Source organism: Pseudoalteromonas sp. Hal040 (genome assembly GCF_037162425.1).
Classification (GTDB): domain Bacteria; phylum Pseudomonadota; class Gammaproteobacteria; order Enterobacterales; family Alteromonadaceae; genus Pseudoalteromonas; species Pseudoalteromonas gelatinilytica.
This window is the reverse complement of record NZ_JARLUU010000002.1, coordinates 437,283-456,450: the sequence shown is the minus strand read 5'-3', so window position 1 is coordinate 456,450 and position 19,168 is coordinate 437,283. Positions and strand designations below refer to the sequence as shown.

General features: G+C 39.3%; 10 protein-coding genes. 8 read left to right on the top strand and 2 right to left on the bottom strand.

The window, feature by feature from the left end; all coding sequences use genetic code 11:
* Positions 1-5: 5 nt before the first annotated feature.
* Positions 6-2,705, bottom strand: coding sequence for a two-component regulator propeller domain-containing protein (locus P4S60_RS19695; protein ID WP_337117194.1), 2,700 nt, complete (start codon positions 2,703-2,705; stop codon positions 6-8).
* A gap of 249 nt (positions 2,706-2,954) precedes the next feature.
* Here P4S60_RS19695 and P4S60_RS19690 point away from each other — a divergent pair, with 249 nt between their 5' ends.
* From P4S60_RS19690 to P4S60_RS19680, 3 genes are all read left to right on the top strand, one after another.
* Positions 2,955-3,512 carry an isochorismatase family protein gene (locus tag P4S60_RS19690; RefSeq protein WP_337117193.1) on the top strand — a complete coding sequence of 186 codons (558 nt, stop codon included), beginning with the start codon at positions 2,955-2,957 and terminating at the stop codon, positions 3,510-3,512.
* A gap of 76 nt (positions 3,513-3,588) precedes the next feature.
* Positions 3,589-5,055, top strand: a complete 1,467-nt coding sequence (locus P4S60_RS19685) for a methyl-accepting chemotaxis protein (protein WP_337117192.1) — start codon at positions 3,589-3,591, stop codon at positions 5,053-5,055.
* A complete protein-coding gene (locus P4S60_RS19680) occupies positions 5,039-5,554 on the top strand; it encodes a DUF6436 domain-containing protein (protein ID WP_337117191.1) in 516 nt (171 codons plus the stop codon). The genes P4S60_RS19685 and P4S60_RS19680 overlap by 17 nt, the downstream gene beginning before the upstream one ends.
* Positions 5,555-5,607: 53 nt before the next feature.
* Here P4S60_RS19680 and P4S60_RS19675 read toward each other — a convergent pair whose 3' ends face one another.
* Positions 5,608-7,881 (bottom strand): CHRD domain-containing protein, encoded by a 2,274-nt coding sequence (locus P4S60_RS19675; protein ID WP_337117190.1) that lies wholly within the window; start codon positions 7,879-7,881, stop codon positions 5,608-5,610.
* A 358-nt stretch (positions 7,882-8,239) separates the two neighbouring features.
* Here P4S60_RS19675 and P4S60_RS19670 point away from each other — a divergent pair, with 358 nt between their 5' ends.
* From P4S60_RS19670 to P4S60_RS19650, 5 genes are all read left to right on the top strand, one after another.
* Complete coding sequence (locus P4S60_RS19670) at positions 8,240-15,319, top strand: SpvB/TcaC N-terminal domain-containing protein (RefSeq protein WP_337117189.1); 7,080 nt, start codon at positions 8,240-8,242, stop codon at positions 15,317-15,319.
* A 22-nt stretch (positions 15,320-15,341) separates the two neighbouring features.
* Positions 15,342-15,617, top strand: coding sequence for a hypothetical protein (locus tag P4S60_RS19665; RefSeq protein WP_337117188.1), 276 nt, complete (start codon positions 15,342-15,344; stop codon positions 15,615-15,617).
* A gap of 36 nt (positions 15,618-15,653) precedes the next feature.
* Positions 15,654-16,187, top strand: coding sequence for a hypothetical protein (locus tag P4S60_RS19660; RefSeq protein WP_337117187.1), 534 nt, complete (start codon positions 15,654-15,656; stop codon positions 16,185-16,187).
* Between the two features lie 939 nt (positions 16,188-17,126).
* Complete coding sequence (locus tag P4S60_RS19655) at positions 17,127-17,321, top strand: (2Fe-2S)-binding protein (RefSeq protein WP_054554573.1); 195 nt, start codon at positions 17,127-17,129, stop codon at positions 17,319-17,321.
* 158 nt (positions 17,322-17,479) lie between these two features.
* On the top strand, positions 17,480-19,012 hold the full coding sequence (locus P4S60_RS19650; RefSeq protein WP_337117186.1) for a phospholipase D family protein: 1,533 nt from the start codon (positions 17,480-17,482) through the stop codon (positions 19,010-19,012).
* Positions 19,013-19,168: the final 156 nt, after the last annotated feature.

Below are 19,168 nucleotides of genomic sequence, written 5' to 3'. Positions count from 1 at the left end.
TCTTATCATCGTGTGCAACAGTCGCGGCCTACATCTTCATACCAAAGCCACTCACCACTTTTATGTTTTAACCTATAAGTGATGTTCCATTGTTCGTTGTTGGTTTGCTTGCAGAATAATTGCCACTGATTCGTTACATTATTGCGGTCGTGTGGGTGAACTAAGCTAACAAACTCTTTTAAGGTAATACCATCTTTGTACTCGGTATAACCAAGTTCAGCTGAAAACCGGGTGGTTCTTAAAAATTGTTCTGCGAGGTTAATCTCCCAAACACCACTTTTATTGGTGCTTAAAGCAAGCTCAGTTTGTTGTTGAGATTGGACAACCTCTTCATGGGCACGGCGTATCACTTGTTGACGTGCACGGTATTGCCAAAATATAAAAAACAAAATAGCTAATATAATAATGGCGTAGCTTGTTTTTGCAGCAGGGGATGACCAAGGTGCATGGGCAACATTAAATCTCAACTGCCGAGTGGCAGAAACAGCATCACTTATCTCGGACGATGATGAAACCGTTAACACATAATCGCCAGGTGGTAATTTAGTGAAAAAGACCTCATTGGTTGTTAGCTTGTCATATTGCAGTGAGGTCGGCCCATCAAGGGTTACTCGATACGATGTTTTATCTTTATTAATGGTATCAAAATTCGAAAAGGTGACAGCTAAGCCCATATCTTCAGAAGTGATCTGTAGCGGAGTATTTACATACTTGTATGGGTGGTAGTTAAGCTCACGAGAAAGCAAAGATACATTCGTGATCTCGGTGTTTATATTACCTACTTCGACAGGCGACGATAAAAAATCTTCAGGTGAAAGCAAAAGTACGCCGCGGGTAGTACCAAACGCAAGTTGTCCGTTATGTAGGGTTGTGTCGGCATCAATGTTAAATTCATTAACGGCTAGACCATCGCGAATGAAATAACTGTCTAGCTCTAAAGAACTTAAATCTACACGGTATAGGCCATTTTGAGTGCCTAACCATAAAAAACCAAAACGGTCTATTTGCAATGCAAATACAGATTTGGCTTTTAAGCCCGATTGTATATTAATGCGGTGTTTAACTTCATAAGTTTTAGCATCGATGCCAATGAGGCCTTCGTCAGCTGAACCAAGCCACAGGGTGTTGTTATAATCCATCACCCAGTCATCAATGGTAGTGAACGCTAATGGGTTATAGTTTTCTGTTTGGTATATCAGTGTTAACTTTTGAGTTTGCTCATTGTAGCGGAACAACTGGCCAGACATACTCAGCACATATTCATCGGGGTAGTTAGGCAGTGGCTCTAAAAAAGCATGGGCATTAACAAGGTCTACTTGCTCTTTTAGTCCTTTAATTGTTGAAAGTTCACCGGTTTTGCCATTGTATTTATAAAAATTATTGTCATCTAAAAAGGCAAATTGATCATTGCCAATTGCTCTAAAGCCCCAGTTTGGGCCGTAACTTAAAAGATGAATGGTTTCAGCATTGCCTTTTAAAGGCACTAGTTTGCCAGTTTGTTTATCAAATAGGGCAAGGCCAATGTATTTCATCAACCATAAATAACGACCGCTATTATCAATGTTAGCTTCGGTAATACCATAAATACCGTGCTGACCGTGAAACGCTTTTTCGTCGTCACTCACTAAGTAGGGGGTGACTTCTTTAGTGAGTTGATTGTATTTCATCAAGCCATTATCAGTACCTATCCAAACTGTGTTGTTTTGATCTTGTAATACAGTCCAAACATTATTATTGAAGTGAGCTTGGTTGTTTTTTAATTCAATATGCTTAAAACGTCTTGCGAGAGTTGACCAAGTGAATACACCTTGTGAGCGGGATGCCAGCCAAAGCAGCCCTGTTTTATCAATCATTACATCTTGGATTGAATTGTCAGTCATCAAAAACTTACTTTGCTCAAAGTTTAAGATGAACTCAACCGACATGGTTTGACGATTAAACTCATATAAGCCTTTTTCTGTGACAATATATTCACCGAATGAGCTAACAGAGTAATCCCAAATATTTAAGTTAGGGATTAATAGCCTTACCTTATCAAATGCCAGTAAACGGTTAGCGTTAAAAGGGATATCAAACATGCCTTCTACGGTACCGACAAACAAGCCGAGCTGCGCATCAATTCTTAAAAATTTAACGTTTTTATTATCTTCGGTGACCTGAGCTTTATCAGTTAGCGGAATATGCGAAATATGGTCATCAGCCAGGTTTTTCGAAAAAAGCCCATTCGATGTACCAATATATAAAAAGTTGTCGTGCAAGGTCAGTGCTCGCACAATATGCTCCTCTTTATTAATAGAAAACTCATGCAAAAACTTTTTAGATTGTTTGTTGTATGAATAAACGTGTTGAGCAATAGCAAAGTAAAAAAAGTGGTCGTCTTCAGTGATTGCTAGAATAGGTGAGAAGAAAACATCTTCAGGGTCGAGTTTGCCAGAATAGATTTTTTCAACTTTGAGGGTTTTAGGATCAATAAAAAAAGCACCTGAGTATTCAGTGCTAACGAAAATGTTTCCATCTTCTGTTTTATGCAGCGCGGTAATTTGTCGCTGATCAAGTATGTACTCACCAGCAAAAGGTGCAACTTGATATCCATCGTATCGATTTAGGCCTTGATAGGTACCAATCCAAATAAAGCCTAAATCATCTTGCACGATTTTAGTTACACTGCCTTGCGTAAGTCCTTCATCGGTCGAAATACGCTGCATTTGCAAAGCATAGTTTTGTGCCAACGTCGAAGAGGAAAGCGTGAAGAACAGCAAACTGAAAATCAAAAGAAGAAGTTTAGGCACTGACTGATTAACCCTAAATTATTATTTACGCATAATTTTTAACAAAATATAGCACAATTATGACTGTAATTAATGGTTCTGAAAAGAAAAATAGTATTAAGGTCTACTTGGTGCTGAAACTGAAACCTATGCTATAACTAGTTCAATTATCAGCAATTTGAGAACATGATGCGCCATTTATTTATAAGCCAAAAAAGTAAAGCCTTGTTATTGATTATTGACCTTCAGGCAGGGCTTAAACCGGTAATTAACGACTTTGGCCTAGCAGTTGAACAGACCGAAAAGTTAATAAAAGCAGCAGAAGTTTTAGATATTCCCTATTTATTTACCGAACAAAACCCAACAAAGTTAGGTAAAAGTAGTGAACAACTTTTACCTTTTATAAATGGCAATAACTGCTATCACAAAATACATTTTAGCGCGTGCCAAGAGGCGCAATTTAACCGTAAATTGGCTGGCTTTAACCGTCAGCAAATAGTAGTGACTGGTACAGAATCGCATGTGTGTGTTCTGCAAACCTGCTTAGACTTAATTGCCAATGGCTATCAGGTATTTGTGGTTGAAGATGCCATTGCATCTCGTAACGAAAAACATAAAGAATTGGCTGTTAAGCAGCTATCGGCAGCAGGTGCTATTATTACTTGTACAGAAAGCGTGATATTTCAATGGCTAGAAAAAGCAGGGACAGAACAATTTAGAGCATTATTGCAATTAATAAAGTGAACCATGATACGTATCAAACCGTATTGGCGCGATTAATTGTATTTTTGTAAATTATTTAATAATTAAGGCTTTATCTATGACGAGTGTGCGCCGCCTTTTTACTTATTTGTTCCTTTTATTGTTTGTTGAGTCTTTGGTTTTAGGCTTTATCTATTCGACCCTGATGACCGGTGTAATAACCGGCTTATTACTGCTGTCTTTACCGCTTTGGATGCTCAATCAATACCCAACGAGCAAATTAACTGCTCATGTTGTTGCAGCCGGTTGCATGATGTTTTCGTTTTTACACATCCAACAAAGCTACGGGCTTATTGAAGTTCATTTTGAAATATTTATTTTAATGGCCGTATTGATCATGTTTGTTGAATGGCGCGTGTTTATTACTGCGCTTGCTTTTGTGGCCGTACACCATTTGAGCTTTTATTTTTTACAGATAAACGAAGTAGGCTTATATGTTTTTGACCCAGACCGATTGTATTTTAGCACCGTACTTATTCATGCTGTGTACGCCATTGTTGAAGCAATTGTAGCGGGCTTCATTGCTAAAACCTTACATCGTGAACGTAGTTCTGGTTTATCGTTAAGCACAACGACAGAGCAAATAATGGCCGACGAAAACAGCATTAACATTAGTTTAAGAGCGGATGACAGAAACAGTGAAGCCGTAGCGGGTTTTAACCGCTTACTGGGTTTTGTATCGAGCGTGATAGGTGATGTTCAAAGTCAAAGTAGTGTTTTAAAAAACCAGTCTAAGCAATTACTTGAAGTACACGACGAATTACATGAGCAAGCACTTCATCGTGAGCAGTTATCTGCAGATATCGCGCAGTCAGGTGAACGAGTCGCCGAAGGCTTCGCTCATGTAGAACAAGAAAGTAATGAACTGCAAACACAATTTGAGCAGCTCCATTTAAGTGCCACAGAGGCATTAAATGAGGTGGCGAATACCGACAGCAAAACAGCTGAGCTTGCTAATAATCTTCAAGAGGCTGACCAAAATATTAGCCAACTTGTAAGTGCATGTTCGCATATCTCAGAATTACTCAATGAAATTTCGTCAATTGCTGAGCAAACGAATTTACTTGCGCTTAACGCTGCAATTGAAGCTGCGCGTGCTGGTGAACAAGGTCGCGGTTTTGCGGTGGTGGCTGATGAAGTGAGAAACTTAGCAACGCGCAGTAAACACACGACAGATAAAATAACCAATACGCTTGAAAGCTTGATGCAAAACAGCGCCTCATCAACCAAGTCGATGCAGGGTAGTGTTGCGCTTATAGAGCAGTTGTCGGCGATTAGTTCGCAGATGAAGCTGCAAATTACCGAGATGACAGAGCAGGTGAATGTTGCCGCAAGCAGTTCACAATCGGTTGCACATGTAGTGCAAAATCAAGCGGGCAATACACGTGCAATTGCCGAGAACTCACAAGCCTTAATTGCTAACCAAACCAACGACAATCTGATGATTGAAAAACTCACCGATCGCGTGCAGTTAATTGATGTAAGTATCGATGTGCTGGAGCAAGGTATTGCTAAATTCAAATAGCAAATGGGTGATAGTAGCAACCCTTGTTTGGGTTGCCTCTGTAGTATTGGCCTTGGTGTTTGCTTATTCTCAACAAGCAAGCACCTTTGATCCAGATAAAAAGTTAGCCGCAGCTAATTGGCTGCCTACTTTTCAACAAAGTATGGAACTTGGCATCAACAATGCCGATACCCTGTACATTATTGATGAAAACACCTGTGTATGCTCAGCACGCTCACAACCGCACATATCAAGCCTTAGCAGCTATGCAGCCGAGCAAGGTATTAAAGTAATAAAACTTAAACCAACATCTGCGGTTGCTGCAATATTACCCGCTCAACCTGCGGCAGTACTTGTTTCAGCAAATCAACAGCTTGTGTATGCAGGGCCATTATCAAAAGGACTTGCATGTTCTAGTCAGAATGGCTTTGTTGAGTTAGTAATCGCAAACTTACGTGCGGGTTTTAATAGCCAGTTTATTAACTCAGATGCTGAGGGATGTTATTGTGAGATTAATTGAACGAGGAAAGTAACAAAAAGAGGCCAAAAATATTGGCCTCTGACTCTATAAAATTATTGAATTTGGCCTCGAATCTCACCGCTTGGATTTGCAGGCGTATGAATGTTTACATAATGACCGCCTGAAGCTAAAACTGAAAAGATATCGGCATCTATCATTAAGCCTGTGCTGCTCATCCAGCGATTCATATCATCACTGTCTTGCACAAGAGGAGCTAACACAGGGCCATTTTCACCGGCTACACCGGTATGAATATGGGCTGCAGTTGCATCGCTTACACCCGATGTTAGTACTTGCAGCTCAACACTGTAATCATTGGTATTCACTAGCGCATAACCATCACCAGATGCATCCGTTGTAACCGCGGGTACTTCTTGTTCACCAGAAAGCGGAAAGGTTACAAACACATAGTTGTCGGTAAGGATTTGACCGCGTAGTTCACCACCTGGGTTAGCAGGAGTATGCACATTGACGTAGTGACCACCTGATGCGAGTACTGCAAAAATATCTGCATTGATCATGGTGTTTTCAGGTGTTTGCCATAGGTTCATGTTATCGCTTGATTGCTCTAACGCAGTAAGTACGTCGCCATTGGTGCCTATACGACCTGTATGAATGTGGGCTGCAGTGGCGTCACTCACACCTTCGGTTAACGCTCTTAATTCTAGATGGTAATTATCCATGTTAACTAATGCATAACCACTACCTGATGCCATCGTATCAACAGCTGGCACTTCTTGCATACCACTAAGCGGGAAAGTTACGAGCTGATAGTTGTCTGTTAGGATCTGACCTCTAATTTCGCCACCCGTGTTAGCAGGAGTATGTACGTTAACGTAATGACCTCCAGATGCAAGTACCTCAAATATCTCTGCGTTGATCATGGTATTTGCTGGTGTCATCCACATGCCTGCGTCAGCTGTTGACTGCTCAAGTGCAACGAGTACGTCGCCATTCGTGCCAATTCGGCCAGTGTGAATGTGTGCACCTGTCGCATCATCAACACCCATTGTGTTTACTAAGAGCTCTAAGGCATAGTTATCCATGTTAATTAATGCATAGCCTTCACCGCTTGCATCAGATTCGAGAGCAGGAACTTCTTGATCACCGCTTAGTTTAAAGCTCGTAAAACCATAGTTACTGGTTAGGATTTGCCCGCGAAGCTCGCCGCCAGCATTAGCAGGAGTATGAACATTGACATAGTGACCGCCAGAAGCCAGCACTGCAAAAATATCTGCATTAATTTGCGTGTTGCTTGGTGTCATCCAGACATTACTGTCGTCCATTGATTGTTCAAGAGCTACTAATACATCGCCATTAGTCCCGATACGGCCTGTATGAATGTGCGCAGCACTTGCATCGTCTAAGCCTGACGTGACAACAGTTAGCTCTACACTGTAGTCTGTTGTATCAACAAGAGCATAACCATCACCATCAGCCATGGTGCTGACCATCGGCACTTCTTGATTACCACTCAAGTCAAAGGTCGCAACTGCATAGTTGTCTGTTAAGATTTGGCCGCGAATTTCGCCACCGGCAAATTCAGGTGTGTGAACATTAACATAGTGACCGCCGTCTAAAAGTACTGCCAAAGTGTCGCTGTCGATCATGGTGCCTTCTGGGACTACCCAGTCTGTCATGACTTCATCATCTTGTTCTAAAGTCACGAATACATCACCATTTGAGCCTAATTTTCCTGTATGGATGTGAGCTGCTGTTGCGTCATCAACACCCATAGTCACCGCACGAAGTCGTAATTCTGTCGTGGCGCTATCATAAGATGCATAGCCATAACCCATTGCGTCGCTGTCGTTCATAGGCACTTGCTGATCGCCATTTAAAACAAACGTGATGATGCTGGTTGTATCAGGCACAATTTGCGCACGAAGTTCGCCGTTTGCATATTGTTCGGTATGAAGATTAATGTACCAATCGCCATCCATTAGATCAGCAATTAGGCTTTCATCAAGGTCGGTAATTGCGACTTCATACATACCATCGGAAGTGGCCTCAAATGCAAAAGCAACATCACCATTAGCGCCTAAATCGCCGTCGTGTATGTGTGCTGCGCTAAAACCTTCGACTGAGCTTGCATCAAGTGTTGCACGAAATTGCATTAAACTTTCGTCAAGCTCTACCGTTGCAGTCGCTGTTTGCATTGAGTCATTCATTGGCACTTCTTGTTTGCCACTTAAAGTTACAGAATAGGTTTTACTTGCAGTGAATTCTTGAACTGGGGGAGGGGTAACAACTTTGGTATTGTCGTCATCATCATCGCTACACGCGGTGAGAAAAAGTAAGCTGCTTACCAGGAGTATGTATTTCATCGTTCTTCCTTATATCTTTGTATGTTCGGACGTTACGACGTGTCCATTTCAATAAGGCTTACGGGAGGTGTTTAAAAAGAGATCACAAAAGGTTATTTAAAAGTTAAAAGGCGGTTCTTTAGTATTGGTATTTATTTATTCTGAGAAGTATGCGTATCAATAACTATTAATTCAAACCATTATTTAGATGCTATTAAAAGTTAATTTTTCTTTAGCTAAATTTTTGCGTGTTGACATAATGGCAACAAATATGTTTAATATTTACCTTTAAGTGGAACAATAATAACATATAAAGGATTACGCTTGTGTCAAGTAAAATTACTTTTTTCCTCATATCATTGACTCTTTTTTTACATGTTTGGCAAACTCAGCTCCAACAGGTAATTTAAATCCCCCAACTAATGTTACAGCGACAGTTGTTGGGAATTCTATCCAGTTAACTTGGGAATATGGATTTAACGATGACGACGATATATTTTCGTCTCAAAGCTCTTCAGTTTATCGGGCAAGCTCAATTTCTTTTCCCGGACCTACATTATCTAATGTAAAATTTGAAATTGGAGTATCAGTTCCAAATACCTCATTTTATACGACATTAGAAACTTCCTGGGCCGAATCCCCATATAGTTATTCAATACAGGGTACTGGACCATTCAAGTTTAGAATCAGAGCTGTAAATTTAGACTCATCAACAGATTCTTATCAATATAGTAATTATGTAGAAACTCAATCTATAGCAATTCTAAATAAGGTTACTATTTCCCCAAGTGCTGGAGTTATTGATTCAGCGCAGAAAATTACTTTATCAAGTGCTGATAATGCATCAATTAAATATAAGCTTGTTGCTACAAACAGCACATGTTCAGATAGTGGTTGGTCTAACTATAATAGCTCTTTTTTATTGCCATCTTCTAAGCGTGTTTGCGCTAAAGCCACAAAAAATGGTCAAATTGACAGTCAAATCAGCTTTGCTGATTATAATTTAAGACTAAATTCTCCAACGATAGCTCCTGTTTCATCATCAATTACTCCTGACACACTCATTACATTATCGTCATCTCAAGGTGCAGCCCTTAAATATAAATTAGTTCCTAAAAATCAGAGTTGTAGTGACTCTAGTTGGCAGTCATATACTACAAGTTTCTCAATTTCAGCTGCTAAACGAGTCTGCGCAAAAGCTACTAAATCAGGATGGGTTGATAGCCAAATAATATTTCGTGACTTTAATATACTCGATTCATCAACATTTGGTTCGCAAACTACTGTCGCTCCTTCAGATGGTTCATTTAGCCAAATTCCAGAGCTATATGTTGAATCTATAGGGGCTATAGATGGTAACGCAAGTGTTCAAGGTGGTGCAGCTAGTTATACAATGCCCATAAATTTACCGCCAAGTCGGGCAGGTTTTCAGCCTTCAGTATCACTTAATTACTCCTCAAGGAGCGGAAATGGTATCGCTGGCGTAGGTTGGTCATTATCTGCTGGTTCAAGTATTTCTCGCTGTGCAGCTACTTATGCACAAGATGGGTTTGCACAGAGCCCTCAATATAATAACAAAGACCGTTTGTGTATTAATGGGCAAAGGCTAATAGCAACGTCGGGTGTTTACGGCAATTCTGGTACAGTTTATCGAACAGAAATTGATAGCTTTACCCGAGTAACACAAAATGGCTCATTAAACGGAAGTTCAACTTGGTTTAAAGTAGAGGATAAAAGTGGATCTGTTGCTTATTACGGAAAAACCGCGAATTCTCAACTAATCCACACTGGTAAATCTGCTAGCTACTCATGGTTAGTTGATTATCAGCATGATTCTACCAATAAGAACTTCATTAATTACGAGTATATCGCTGAGTCTGCTGGCGAAAAACTCTTACAGGCAATTTATTACACAGTGAATAGTGCAACTTCTACAAATGGGCAGTCAGTAGAGTTCGAATATGAAGATAAAAATATATTCTACTCAAGTTTTGCAGCTGGAGGTGAGTCTAGAACTACGCAAAGGTTAAAAAGTATTACAGTAAATAGTTTCGGCAATGAGATAAGGAAGTATTCTTTAGCTTATAAAACGAGTACTGCATCGGGTCGAGGATTATTACAGAGTGTTCAGCTTTGCGAAAATGGTTCTAATTGTTTTGAGCCAACTCTTTTTGATTGGCATGATTCAGAGCAGTCATATGTCGTTGAGCCAATGGGTGAAAATGGCAATATGCTCTATTCAAACATAAGTAGTTTAAGTGCAGTCTTACCACGTGGTGATATTAATGGTGATGGTGTCCGTGATTGGCAAGGATACTATGTTAATGCCGAAGGTGAATTTACTCAAAATAATATTCAGTTTGAAAATTGTACTAAGAACCCATTTACCCTTCAATCAGAGTGTCACGATGGTGATTTTGATTTGGATGGTCGAAGTGATGAATGGTTTATTAATTCTGGTGTCTTAAAAATCAAACTAAGTAGTAGTGGGAGTACAATAAATGCTGGTATATCTATGCCAGTTTCTACTTATTTTGGTTTAAGAGATAGTCATATTCGCTCAATAGCGGATTTCAATAATGATGGCTGGCCAGATGTGGTTGTGTTCAAGCCTGGTGCAACACCCAAAGTTGAAATATATTTAAATGTTAAAAGTAAAACGAGGCCGTTTTCAACTGTTTATAAAACCTTCAATTTAACTAAATACAGTGCAGGCTCATCTAAATACACATTGTCAACAGATATAAACTCTGTAGGCGATTTGACTGGTGATGGAACTATTGACTTTATTAAAGTTAAAACAGGTGCCGGAAATAGAATTTCATTTTTGCAACCAATACCTACAGAGCTTTATTTAGGTGATGATAATTATAGTAATGTACATTCGAGCCCATTTGATGTGAGTGAAGACCCTTTAGCTCCAGGGTTAAGTTATCTTATGGATATCAATGGTGATGGTTTATCTGATTGGCTTGGTTTAGAGTACCAAGGTAGCTCTAAATACCTAATGTACCGTCTTAATGAAGGTAATCTAGCTTTTGCTTCTGAAGTATTATTAGATAGTGGCCTAGTAGCAACAAAGCCAGAGTATATCTACCACTCTTCATCTGAGCAAGACTTGAGAACAGTACCAAAGTACTTAGGCGCATTTAAAATTGAAGATATCAATAATGATGGCAAAGCTGAATTGTTAATGCCTGATAGTATAATTTATGAAGGATGTGCTCTGATCCCCAGTGCAAGACCAAGTCATCATGTTAGTAAAAAATGTGGAAACCAACTTTATGGATTTACTTATACAACAGAAGCTTTAAATTCAAAACAGTCAATTAACTCTTCTACTGCGGATAAAAGTATTTATCAATTTAGTGCTATTCATTTTACGCAATCTAAATCAGGTACTATATCAGCAACGAAAAAACTAACCCCAATTATTGGTAGTGCTTATGACTCAGCATTTGTAGACGCATTTGGTACTGGGCTAAGAAGCTTTGTATTTAATCACAAATTAGATGAAGGGTATTCGTTTAATGGGTCGGCAAGTGGTGAATTTTCAGGTTATGAAGACGACTACGGCATATATATCAATAGGAATTACGGGGCAGGCTCTGGAAATGATGGTGGTGATTATTCGCCTGTTGATATTATTAAGAGTATAGAAAATGGCTTAGGCGTAAAAAGCGAGTGGTATTTGAGGCCGCTTACCAGTAACAGCCTAAACTATGACAGGCTAGAATCAGAAGTTGTTAATGGAAATGACTATTTTAACTTCGCTTCATCAATGTATGTTGTTGCTAATTTCAAGCAAAGCAATGGCTTAGGTGGTTTTAATGAGTCTAAATATAACTACCTCGGTGCAGTGTATAATGGTCAAGGCCGTGGCTTTATGGGGTTCAAGTCAATCATTGTAGAAGATGTTACGAAAGGTATTGTGACACAATCTGACTTTGAGCAAGTTTTCCCTTATCAAGGAAAGTTAACACGACAAGCTACATTCGCTAAAGAGAACTATGGTAGTCATAACTTATTAAATGCTGAAAGTTCAGAAACGCAGGCGTTAAGTTTTAAAGAAATTGAATGGCTAGATAATCCAAATCATTCAATTGCTGGGGTATACAGTATTTACCCTAAAACAACAAAAATAATAACTAGACTACCTTCCACAAGTGAGAGTAGTAGTAACTCTTATTCTAAAACGAAAGTGTCTACTCAAACTGTTACAGTTAATAGCATTGATAAATATGGCAATGTAAAAGAGAAAGTCACACAACTAACAGACGGTTGGGGTGTTAACAAAACAACCGAAGTGATGAGTTACAATTACGATGAAAACACATGGTTCCTAGATAAGCTAACTTCAAAGACACTTACTAAACATGCGCTGACAAGCCGAAATTCGCAAGACCCAATTACGTCAACAACAGAGTTAGATCCTACGGCTAAAGTTGTTACTAACCTTACGAATTATCATGCAAACAGAAAGCCTAGAAATATAACGGTTAGTGGTTTGCATGGTACTTCAACGTCAGGAAAGGGCACGACAACTGTAACTACATACAATGATTATGGTTTGCCAACGCAAGTGAGCGCTACTGCTCAAGTACGAAATAGTAGTGGTTCGTGGGTAAATCAAACCAGAACAACTAAAACGGCTTATTCAAAAGACGGCAATACAATTGCAGTTGATGGTTACTTCCCGTACGAGCTAAAAAACGCTAAAAATCACTTGAGTTACACCCATGTTAATCCTGCTACAGGCAAGGTGACAAAAACACGACAACAACTTAGCGGCTCCTCATATTTAACGACAGTCTATACGTATGACGATTATAATAGACCATTTAGTAGTAAAACTGACGGACAACCAATAGTATACACTGCTGTTCAGCTTCCAGATGCTCAGGCCCCTACTAACGCAGTTTTACAAGTTGTTTCAGTGAGTGCAGGCCAACCAACCCAGAAAATTTACCAAGATAAGCTAGGGCGAGTGCTACGTACAGCAGTCGAAGACTTTAATGGCGATTGGGTCTTTACAGATGTAGAGTATAACGATTTAGGTTATAAAATATTCGAATCAATACCTTACAAAGAAGGTAATACTGCATATGGCGTAAGCTATACAGGTTACGATATTCTTGGTCGTTTAACTGAAAAAGTGACCAACCAGCATTGTGGTGATATGACAACGACCTATGCATATGCTGGATTGAAAACGGATATTACCGCATCTGAAGATTGTGAAGGTAAGACGATTGACATGTCTCGTACTTACAATAGCCTTAAGCAATTAATGGAAACGGTAGACGCTAATAACGGCATTACACGTTATAGCTATAACGGCCAAGGCTTACCTGCTGTTATTCAAGATGCTAATAGCAATAAAATCATTGCTAAGTACAATGCTTTGGGGCGTAAAACAAAAGTTAATGACCCTAACCAAGGTGTGACCAATTTTGAGTACAATGGCTTTGGAGAGTTGCAAAAAGAGTCACGTGTTGGGAGTAAAACACTTACGTATATTACTGATGTGCTTGGCCGTGTGACACGTCGCACAGCAACAGGTGAAAATACTTTAAATTATACCTACGATGGAGCAACTTATGGCCTTGGGCAATTAAACCAGGCAACAGGCAATGGAGTTACAAAATCATTCAGCTTTGACAGCCTCGGTAGAGCAACTACACAAACTATTGCTGGTAGTGGTAAAACATACAAAACAACCACGTTTTATGATGCCAACTACGGGCGAGTTAAGGGGTTACGCTATCCAAATAATTTAACTATTAGCTACGATTATTCGAACAGTGGTTACTTGCAAAGTATCAAAAATACGGCAAGTGGATATATTTACAAAACAGTGACTGACCAAGATGCGTTTGGCAATATCACTGCTGCTGATTTAGGTAACGGTACGTTAGAAACGTCTACATTCAGTAGCAGAAATGGTCAAATGTTGTTGAAAGCGGTCAATAAAGCTAGTAACAATCTTATGAATATCAGTTACCAGTCATATGATGGTTTTGGTAACTTAAAACAAGTGGATGTATCCACTGGTAATATGGGTATAGACTTACACCAATTTACTGAAACGTATGATTACGATAACTTACATCGCCTAGAACGCAATTATGTGGATGGCCATGAAGTTACTAATTACAGTTATGATGCGATAGGTAACTTGTTATCAAAATCAGATTACGCTACTCAATATGACTACATTAATGGCTCAACAGGTGGACCAAATGCAGTTAAACGTGTTTATCGTAATGGCTGGAAATTAATTGGTTATGATGCTCGTGGTAACATGACGAGCGGTGATGGTTTAACCAGTGCAATTTATAATGCAATGGACAAGCCTACACAAATCAAAAAAGCGGGTAAAACGCTTGATTTCACTTATGGCCCGCAGCATATGCGTTTTAAGCAAGTGAATGGCAGCGTAACCACCTTCTACATTGACAAATTGTATGAAGAAGAAGTCAGCGGCAGTAAAACCACATGGCGTGCTTATGTTGACGACATTGCAGTAATAAGCCAAACAACAAGTGAAAGCGCCACAATCCGTTATACACATAAAGACCGCTTGGGTAGTGCCCGTATATTTACAGATAAAAATGGTTATGTAACGGCCCAGCGCAATTTTGACCCATTCGGTAAACCACGTTTGGCAAGCGGTAGTTTAATGCCATACGGTAATTCAAAACTAAATGACTTAGATAAAGCCAAAACACACCGTGGCTTTACGGACCATGAACACTTGGATGATGTAGAGTTAATTCATATGAACGGTCGGGTGTACGATTATAACCTTGGGCGGTTTATGAGTGTTGACCCCGTTATCCAAAGCCCAACGAATAGTCAAAGTATTAACCCTTATTCATACATAATGAATAATCCGCTGTCTGGAACCGATCCTACTGGGTACGCAGCAGAAATTGAAAAAGAGAAAATTAAGGTTTCAAAAATAGGTTCGAAAATTAAGCGTACCGTAGGGGAAAAAATAACGGTTACTACAACGAATGACGCAGGTCAGGTAACTAATAGATCTACACAAACTGTTATTGGTTCAGATGTTGCTGTTACGTCAACAAACTTTGAAAACGGTGCAGTTACATCGTCTACATCTGCTGTTATGAATGGTAAAACAATGGAGGCTACAACTAAAACCATTACTGATATAGGCTCTCCCGCTACAGTAGGTAGAACTTCCATAAGTAGTAACACTCGTTTTGCCAGTAATATCGACACTGATGGTAATGTGTATAGCTTTGAAGTTAATTATATTTCTGGCTCAACTTCTCATGGTGCATGGGGGTTAATTCAAGGTGCCCAAGGAATTGGAAGTGGTTATAATGAATGGGCTGAAGCTGGTGGAGGGAAGGCATTAAGTGACCATCCATTAACAATTATGGGGGGCATTATTTGCTGGCGCAGAGGTTTGGACTGCGAAAATGTTTAACTCCATTGGGATGAGACTTTCAATGTCAAAAAATCCTACTGTGATGGAAATGGGGGAATTAATAAAGGCCTTTAAAGATGGGTATTCATCTTTACCTAAATCTAAATTAGATAGCTTTAGTAAAGAATTTAGAACTTTTGCCTGCGGAATGGTTATGGCCTGCGCTGCTAAATTCTCGCCAAGTAAGCTCCCTCCTCAGGTGCCCACAAATCCACCATCGGTACGTAATGCAGTAAATTATTTACATCGGTGGAATCAAACAAACAAAGTTATTAAAAAGCAGGAGATCATTGACTAGTTTATGAATTTTATAAAGTTAGTATTCTATATCATAATGTCAAAGCGAGCTTTTATAGTTATAGGTACGACTATTGGGGCTATTATTTATTTCTTTACAGGAAGTTATGTATATTCAATTAGTGGTGGCCTTTTGTTGTACATATTTTTTTATTGGAATTTCTTTGGTCCTGTAAGCCTTGCTGTTAAAAGAAGTATTGTAAGGTTAAAGAAAAGGGGTTTTGCTATTGATACCTATAGTTTATTTTTTTCGAATGAAGTGAAAGACTTTGGTATTTTGAAAGAAAATTGGTTTCATGGTTATGGTTATATTGACCATTTTACACGTCTTTATAAGACTCAAATAGTAGAAAAAGGTATTGCATTTTACCCGATGACTATTCCTTATTTCCATGTATATATTATACCTTGGGACACTATTAAAACCGTTGGTCAAAACAGGGATTTCTGTGTAGAGAGTAAAGTAAACCCTGAAGAAACTCTTGAAATCAGATTTAAAGGTAATGAAAGAATTTTTTTACCAATAAGTTCAGATATGCTTAAGGTGATAAATGAAAGTTTAAGTAAATAAACAGTATTGGCGCCTCGGCCTTCTTTCTCAATAAAAAGCTATCAAATGCACTGTTAATCCCAGGATAAATGGGGTCGCGTCTTGCCTTTTTCCTGTTTATTGCTGAACAAAAAAAGCTTTTAGTGCGCAGCTAACCCCAGTAGAACTGCGCACTTCCTGCCAGCAGACAGTGCAAAATGTGTCAGTGCCACCAATTAGTGGCGCTGGCTCAAATAGCTAGAACTGCTGTTTTTAAGTGACACAGTTTACTGAATTTACATGAACACGGTACTTGTTTTATTTGCCCTTAATGAAGGGGATCCTGTGGCGGTTATTTGCAATAAATGAGTCGATACAGAATTTGTTGTTTGAGTGTTTTTAAGCTCGTGGGGGAGTCGGTTGAAATAAAAGGTTTATAAGCTCAACGATTTCTGAATGACAAATGAAGTTATAAAAACGATTCATCCCATCAAAAGAATTAGCTACCAGCCCAATTTTAATAGCTCGATCACATAGTTTTTTATACAAACCAAGCGTTGGCTGTAGGGGTAAACAGTTGCCAGATATTAATCTCATAGGGAGGCTAAAGTCCGTGAAAAGACTATAGGATCAGGTCTCTCTTTTTGTCTTTTGCTTAAAAAGTTAAAACCAGCTATGCTCTTGACGATTACGAGTTTCTGAAGTGTTGGCTTCTTTGGTTTACATTGCCGAATGCTCTGTATTTAAGCCAGCCCATCTTTTTCTTTCAACTCCAAACTAACCCCCTCAAAAAATTTAAAAATTATTTCTTTAGCCGCCTTTAACTAACTGCCCAAATCATAAGGGAAAATTTTTAGCTGTGTGCCATTTAGAAAATTTCGGTATAAAAGTTATGCAAATATTGTCTATAACACTATTGCGAACTATTACCGTTTAGATTAATATGCTGACCATCAAGAGAAATGAGAGTGGTTTGCATTCATGTATATCTGTTTATGTCATGGTGTGACTGATAAAAAAATCGAACAAACAATTGATGATGGCGCTATGACGATGCGCGATTTATCAAAAGAACTGCAAGTGGGTAGCCAGTGTGGCAAGTGTTGTGGTTGTTGTAAAAAAATTCTTAATCGCAAACTGATCGAAATTGCAGATATCACTGAGCAAGTAGCTTAATTACTTGCTCTTAAGCATGCGTGCTTAACAATTTTTCCTTCGTTTAATTCTTCTAATTTATCCCCATACTTACGAGTTTTTATTTGCTTTTAACCCCTTCATTTATTAGGGTTATAACAAAGCAGATACGTGTATCACACGGTCATTGGTAGGAAGCCATGATAATAGACTCTTCAAAATCACTTTTTTGTGCAGTACTCATTTTAATCACCGCGGGCTGTGCGCAGTTACCTTCACGAGAGTCCATTCAACCAAGCTATGCCATTGCAGCGGATACACCCAGTACCATAGGAGATGCAGTGGGTAATAATCATCCTGGGTTATCAGGGTTTTATCCTTTAGCAGATGGGGTCGATGCCTTTGTAGCTAGGTTAGCACTCATTGATTCTGCAGAGCACACCATTGATGTGCAGTACTATTTATACCACAGGCAGCAAACCACCATTTTATTTACGGCCTTTTTATTAAAAGCCGCAGATAGGGGAGTAAGAGTTCGCTTGTTGCTTGATGACTTATCGCAAGCCGACAGTGAGCTTGATTTAGCTGCACTGGCTGTTCACCCAAATATTGAAATTCGATTATTTAATCCATTTCCTAACCGTCGTTTTAGAGCGCTTGGTTTTGTTACCAACTTTAGCCAGCTTTCAAGACGTATGCATAACAAGAGCTTTATTGTTGATAATCGGATTTTTATCACCGGTGGGCGCAACATAGGTAATGCGTATTTCTCGGCTGAAGATCATTCTGAATTTATTGATTTAGATGTGATGAGTGTTGGCGAAATTGTACCAGAAGCATCAAAAGCATTTGATTTATATTGGAATCATGAGCTGTCTTACCCTGTTGAAGACTTGCACGGTGAACGTGATGAGCAATCACTTATTGATATCACTAACACCTTATCGACCTATGTTGAGCAAAATCAGCAGAGTAATTACGTTGAGCAGTTACGTGAAAGCGCCTTTGTAAAACGCTTGTTGCACGATGAAATAGAATTCGATTGGCAAAAGTCTGTGTTGTTTTATGATCACCCCGATAAGGTGATGAACGACGTCAGTGAAAAATCGGCCAATATGTCGCCAATGTTGTTTAAAGAAATGGGCGAGCCGAAACAAAAAGCAATTATTGTGTCGCCGTATTTTATTCCTCGTGAGCAGGGCGTTAAATTACTAACCAATTGGGCAAAGCAGGGCGTTGATGTCACTGTACTGACTAATTCTTTGGCTGCTACCGATGTATCTGCGGTGCATGCTGGTTATAAAAAGTACCGAGAAGATCTTATAAAGGGTGGGGTTAAGCTATGGGAGTTAAAACCCAGTGACTTAATGGCCATTAAGCGCAAAGCAGGGCGTAAAGTAACCGGGTCATCACAAGCAAGTTTACACGCAAAAACCATGACCTTTGATGATGAAAAGATTTTTGTGGGCACCATGAACCTCGACCCTCGCTCGCTTGATTTAAATACCGAGATGGGCGTATTAATCGAAAGCGAAAAGCTTAGTCGCTTTTTAGCCCATTGGGTTGATACGCAAATGCCTGAATATGCCTGGAAAGTTGAGCTTAAAGATAATGACTTAGTTTGGCTCGATACCGTGAGTAATGAGCAGTTTGATGAAGAACCACAAACGTCTTCGTGGCGACGCTTTCAAGTGTGGTTTATTTCGTTATTCCCTATCGAAGATGAGCTATAAGCCATTCCTTCAGTATTTATACCTAAGCCCAACTTTTTAGTTGGGCTTTTTGTTTTCAGCCTTTAGTTGTTAACCATTTCGGGATAAAAACTGGCGTTTGAGCGTACACGTGTAAACCCATTGTATTCAAGTGCTTAGCGTGCAAAGAAAAAATAA

Coding starts and splice junctions, on each gene's coding strand:
- P4S60_RS19690 (WP_337117193.1), top strand. CDS start 2,955: ATGATGCGCCATTTATTTATAAGCCAAAAAAGTAAAGCCTTGTTATTG.
- P4S60_RS19675 (WP_337117190.1), bottom strand. CDS start 7,881: ATGAAATACATACTCCTGGTAAGCAGCTTACTTTTTCTCACCGCGTGT.
- P4S60_RS19650 (WP_337117186.1), top strand. CDS start 17,480: ATGATAATAGACTCTTCAAAATCACTTTTTTGTGCAGTACTCATTTTA.
- P4S60_RS19665 (WP_337117188.1), top strand. CDS start 15,342: ATGTCAAAAAATCCTACTGTGATGGAAATGGGGGAATTAATAAAGGCC.
- P4S60_RS19695 (WP_337117194.1), bottom strand. CDS start 2,705: ATGCAGCGTATTTCGACCGATGAAGGACTTACGCAAGGCAGTGTAACT.
- P4S60_RS19685 (WP_337117192.1), top strand. CDS start 3,589: ATGACGAGTGTGCGCCGCCTTTTTACTTATTTGTTCCTTTTATTGTTT.
- P4S60_RS19660 (WP_337117187.1), top strand. CDS start 15,654: ATGTCAAAGCGAGCTTTTATAGTTATAGGTACGACTATTGGGGCTATT.
- P4S60_RS19655 (WP_054554573.1), top strand. CDS start 17,127: ATGTATATCTGTTTATGTCATGGTGTGACTGATAAAAAAATCGAACAA.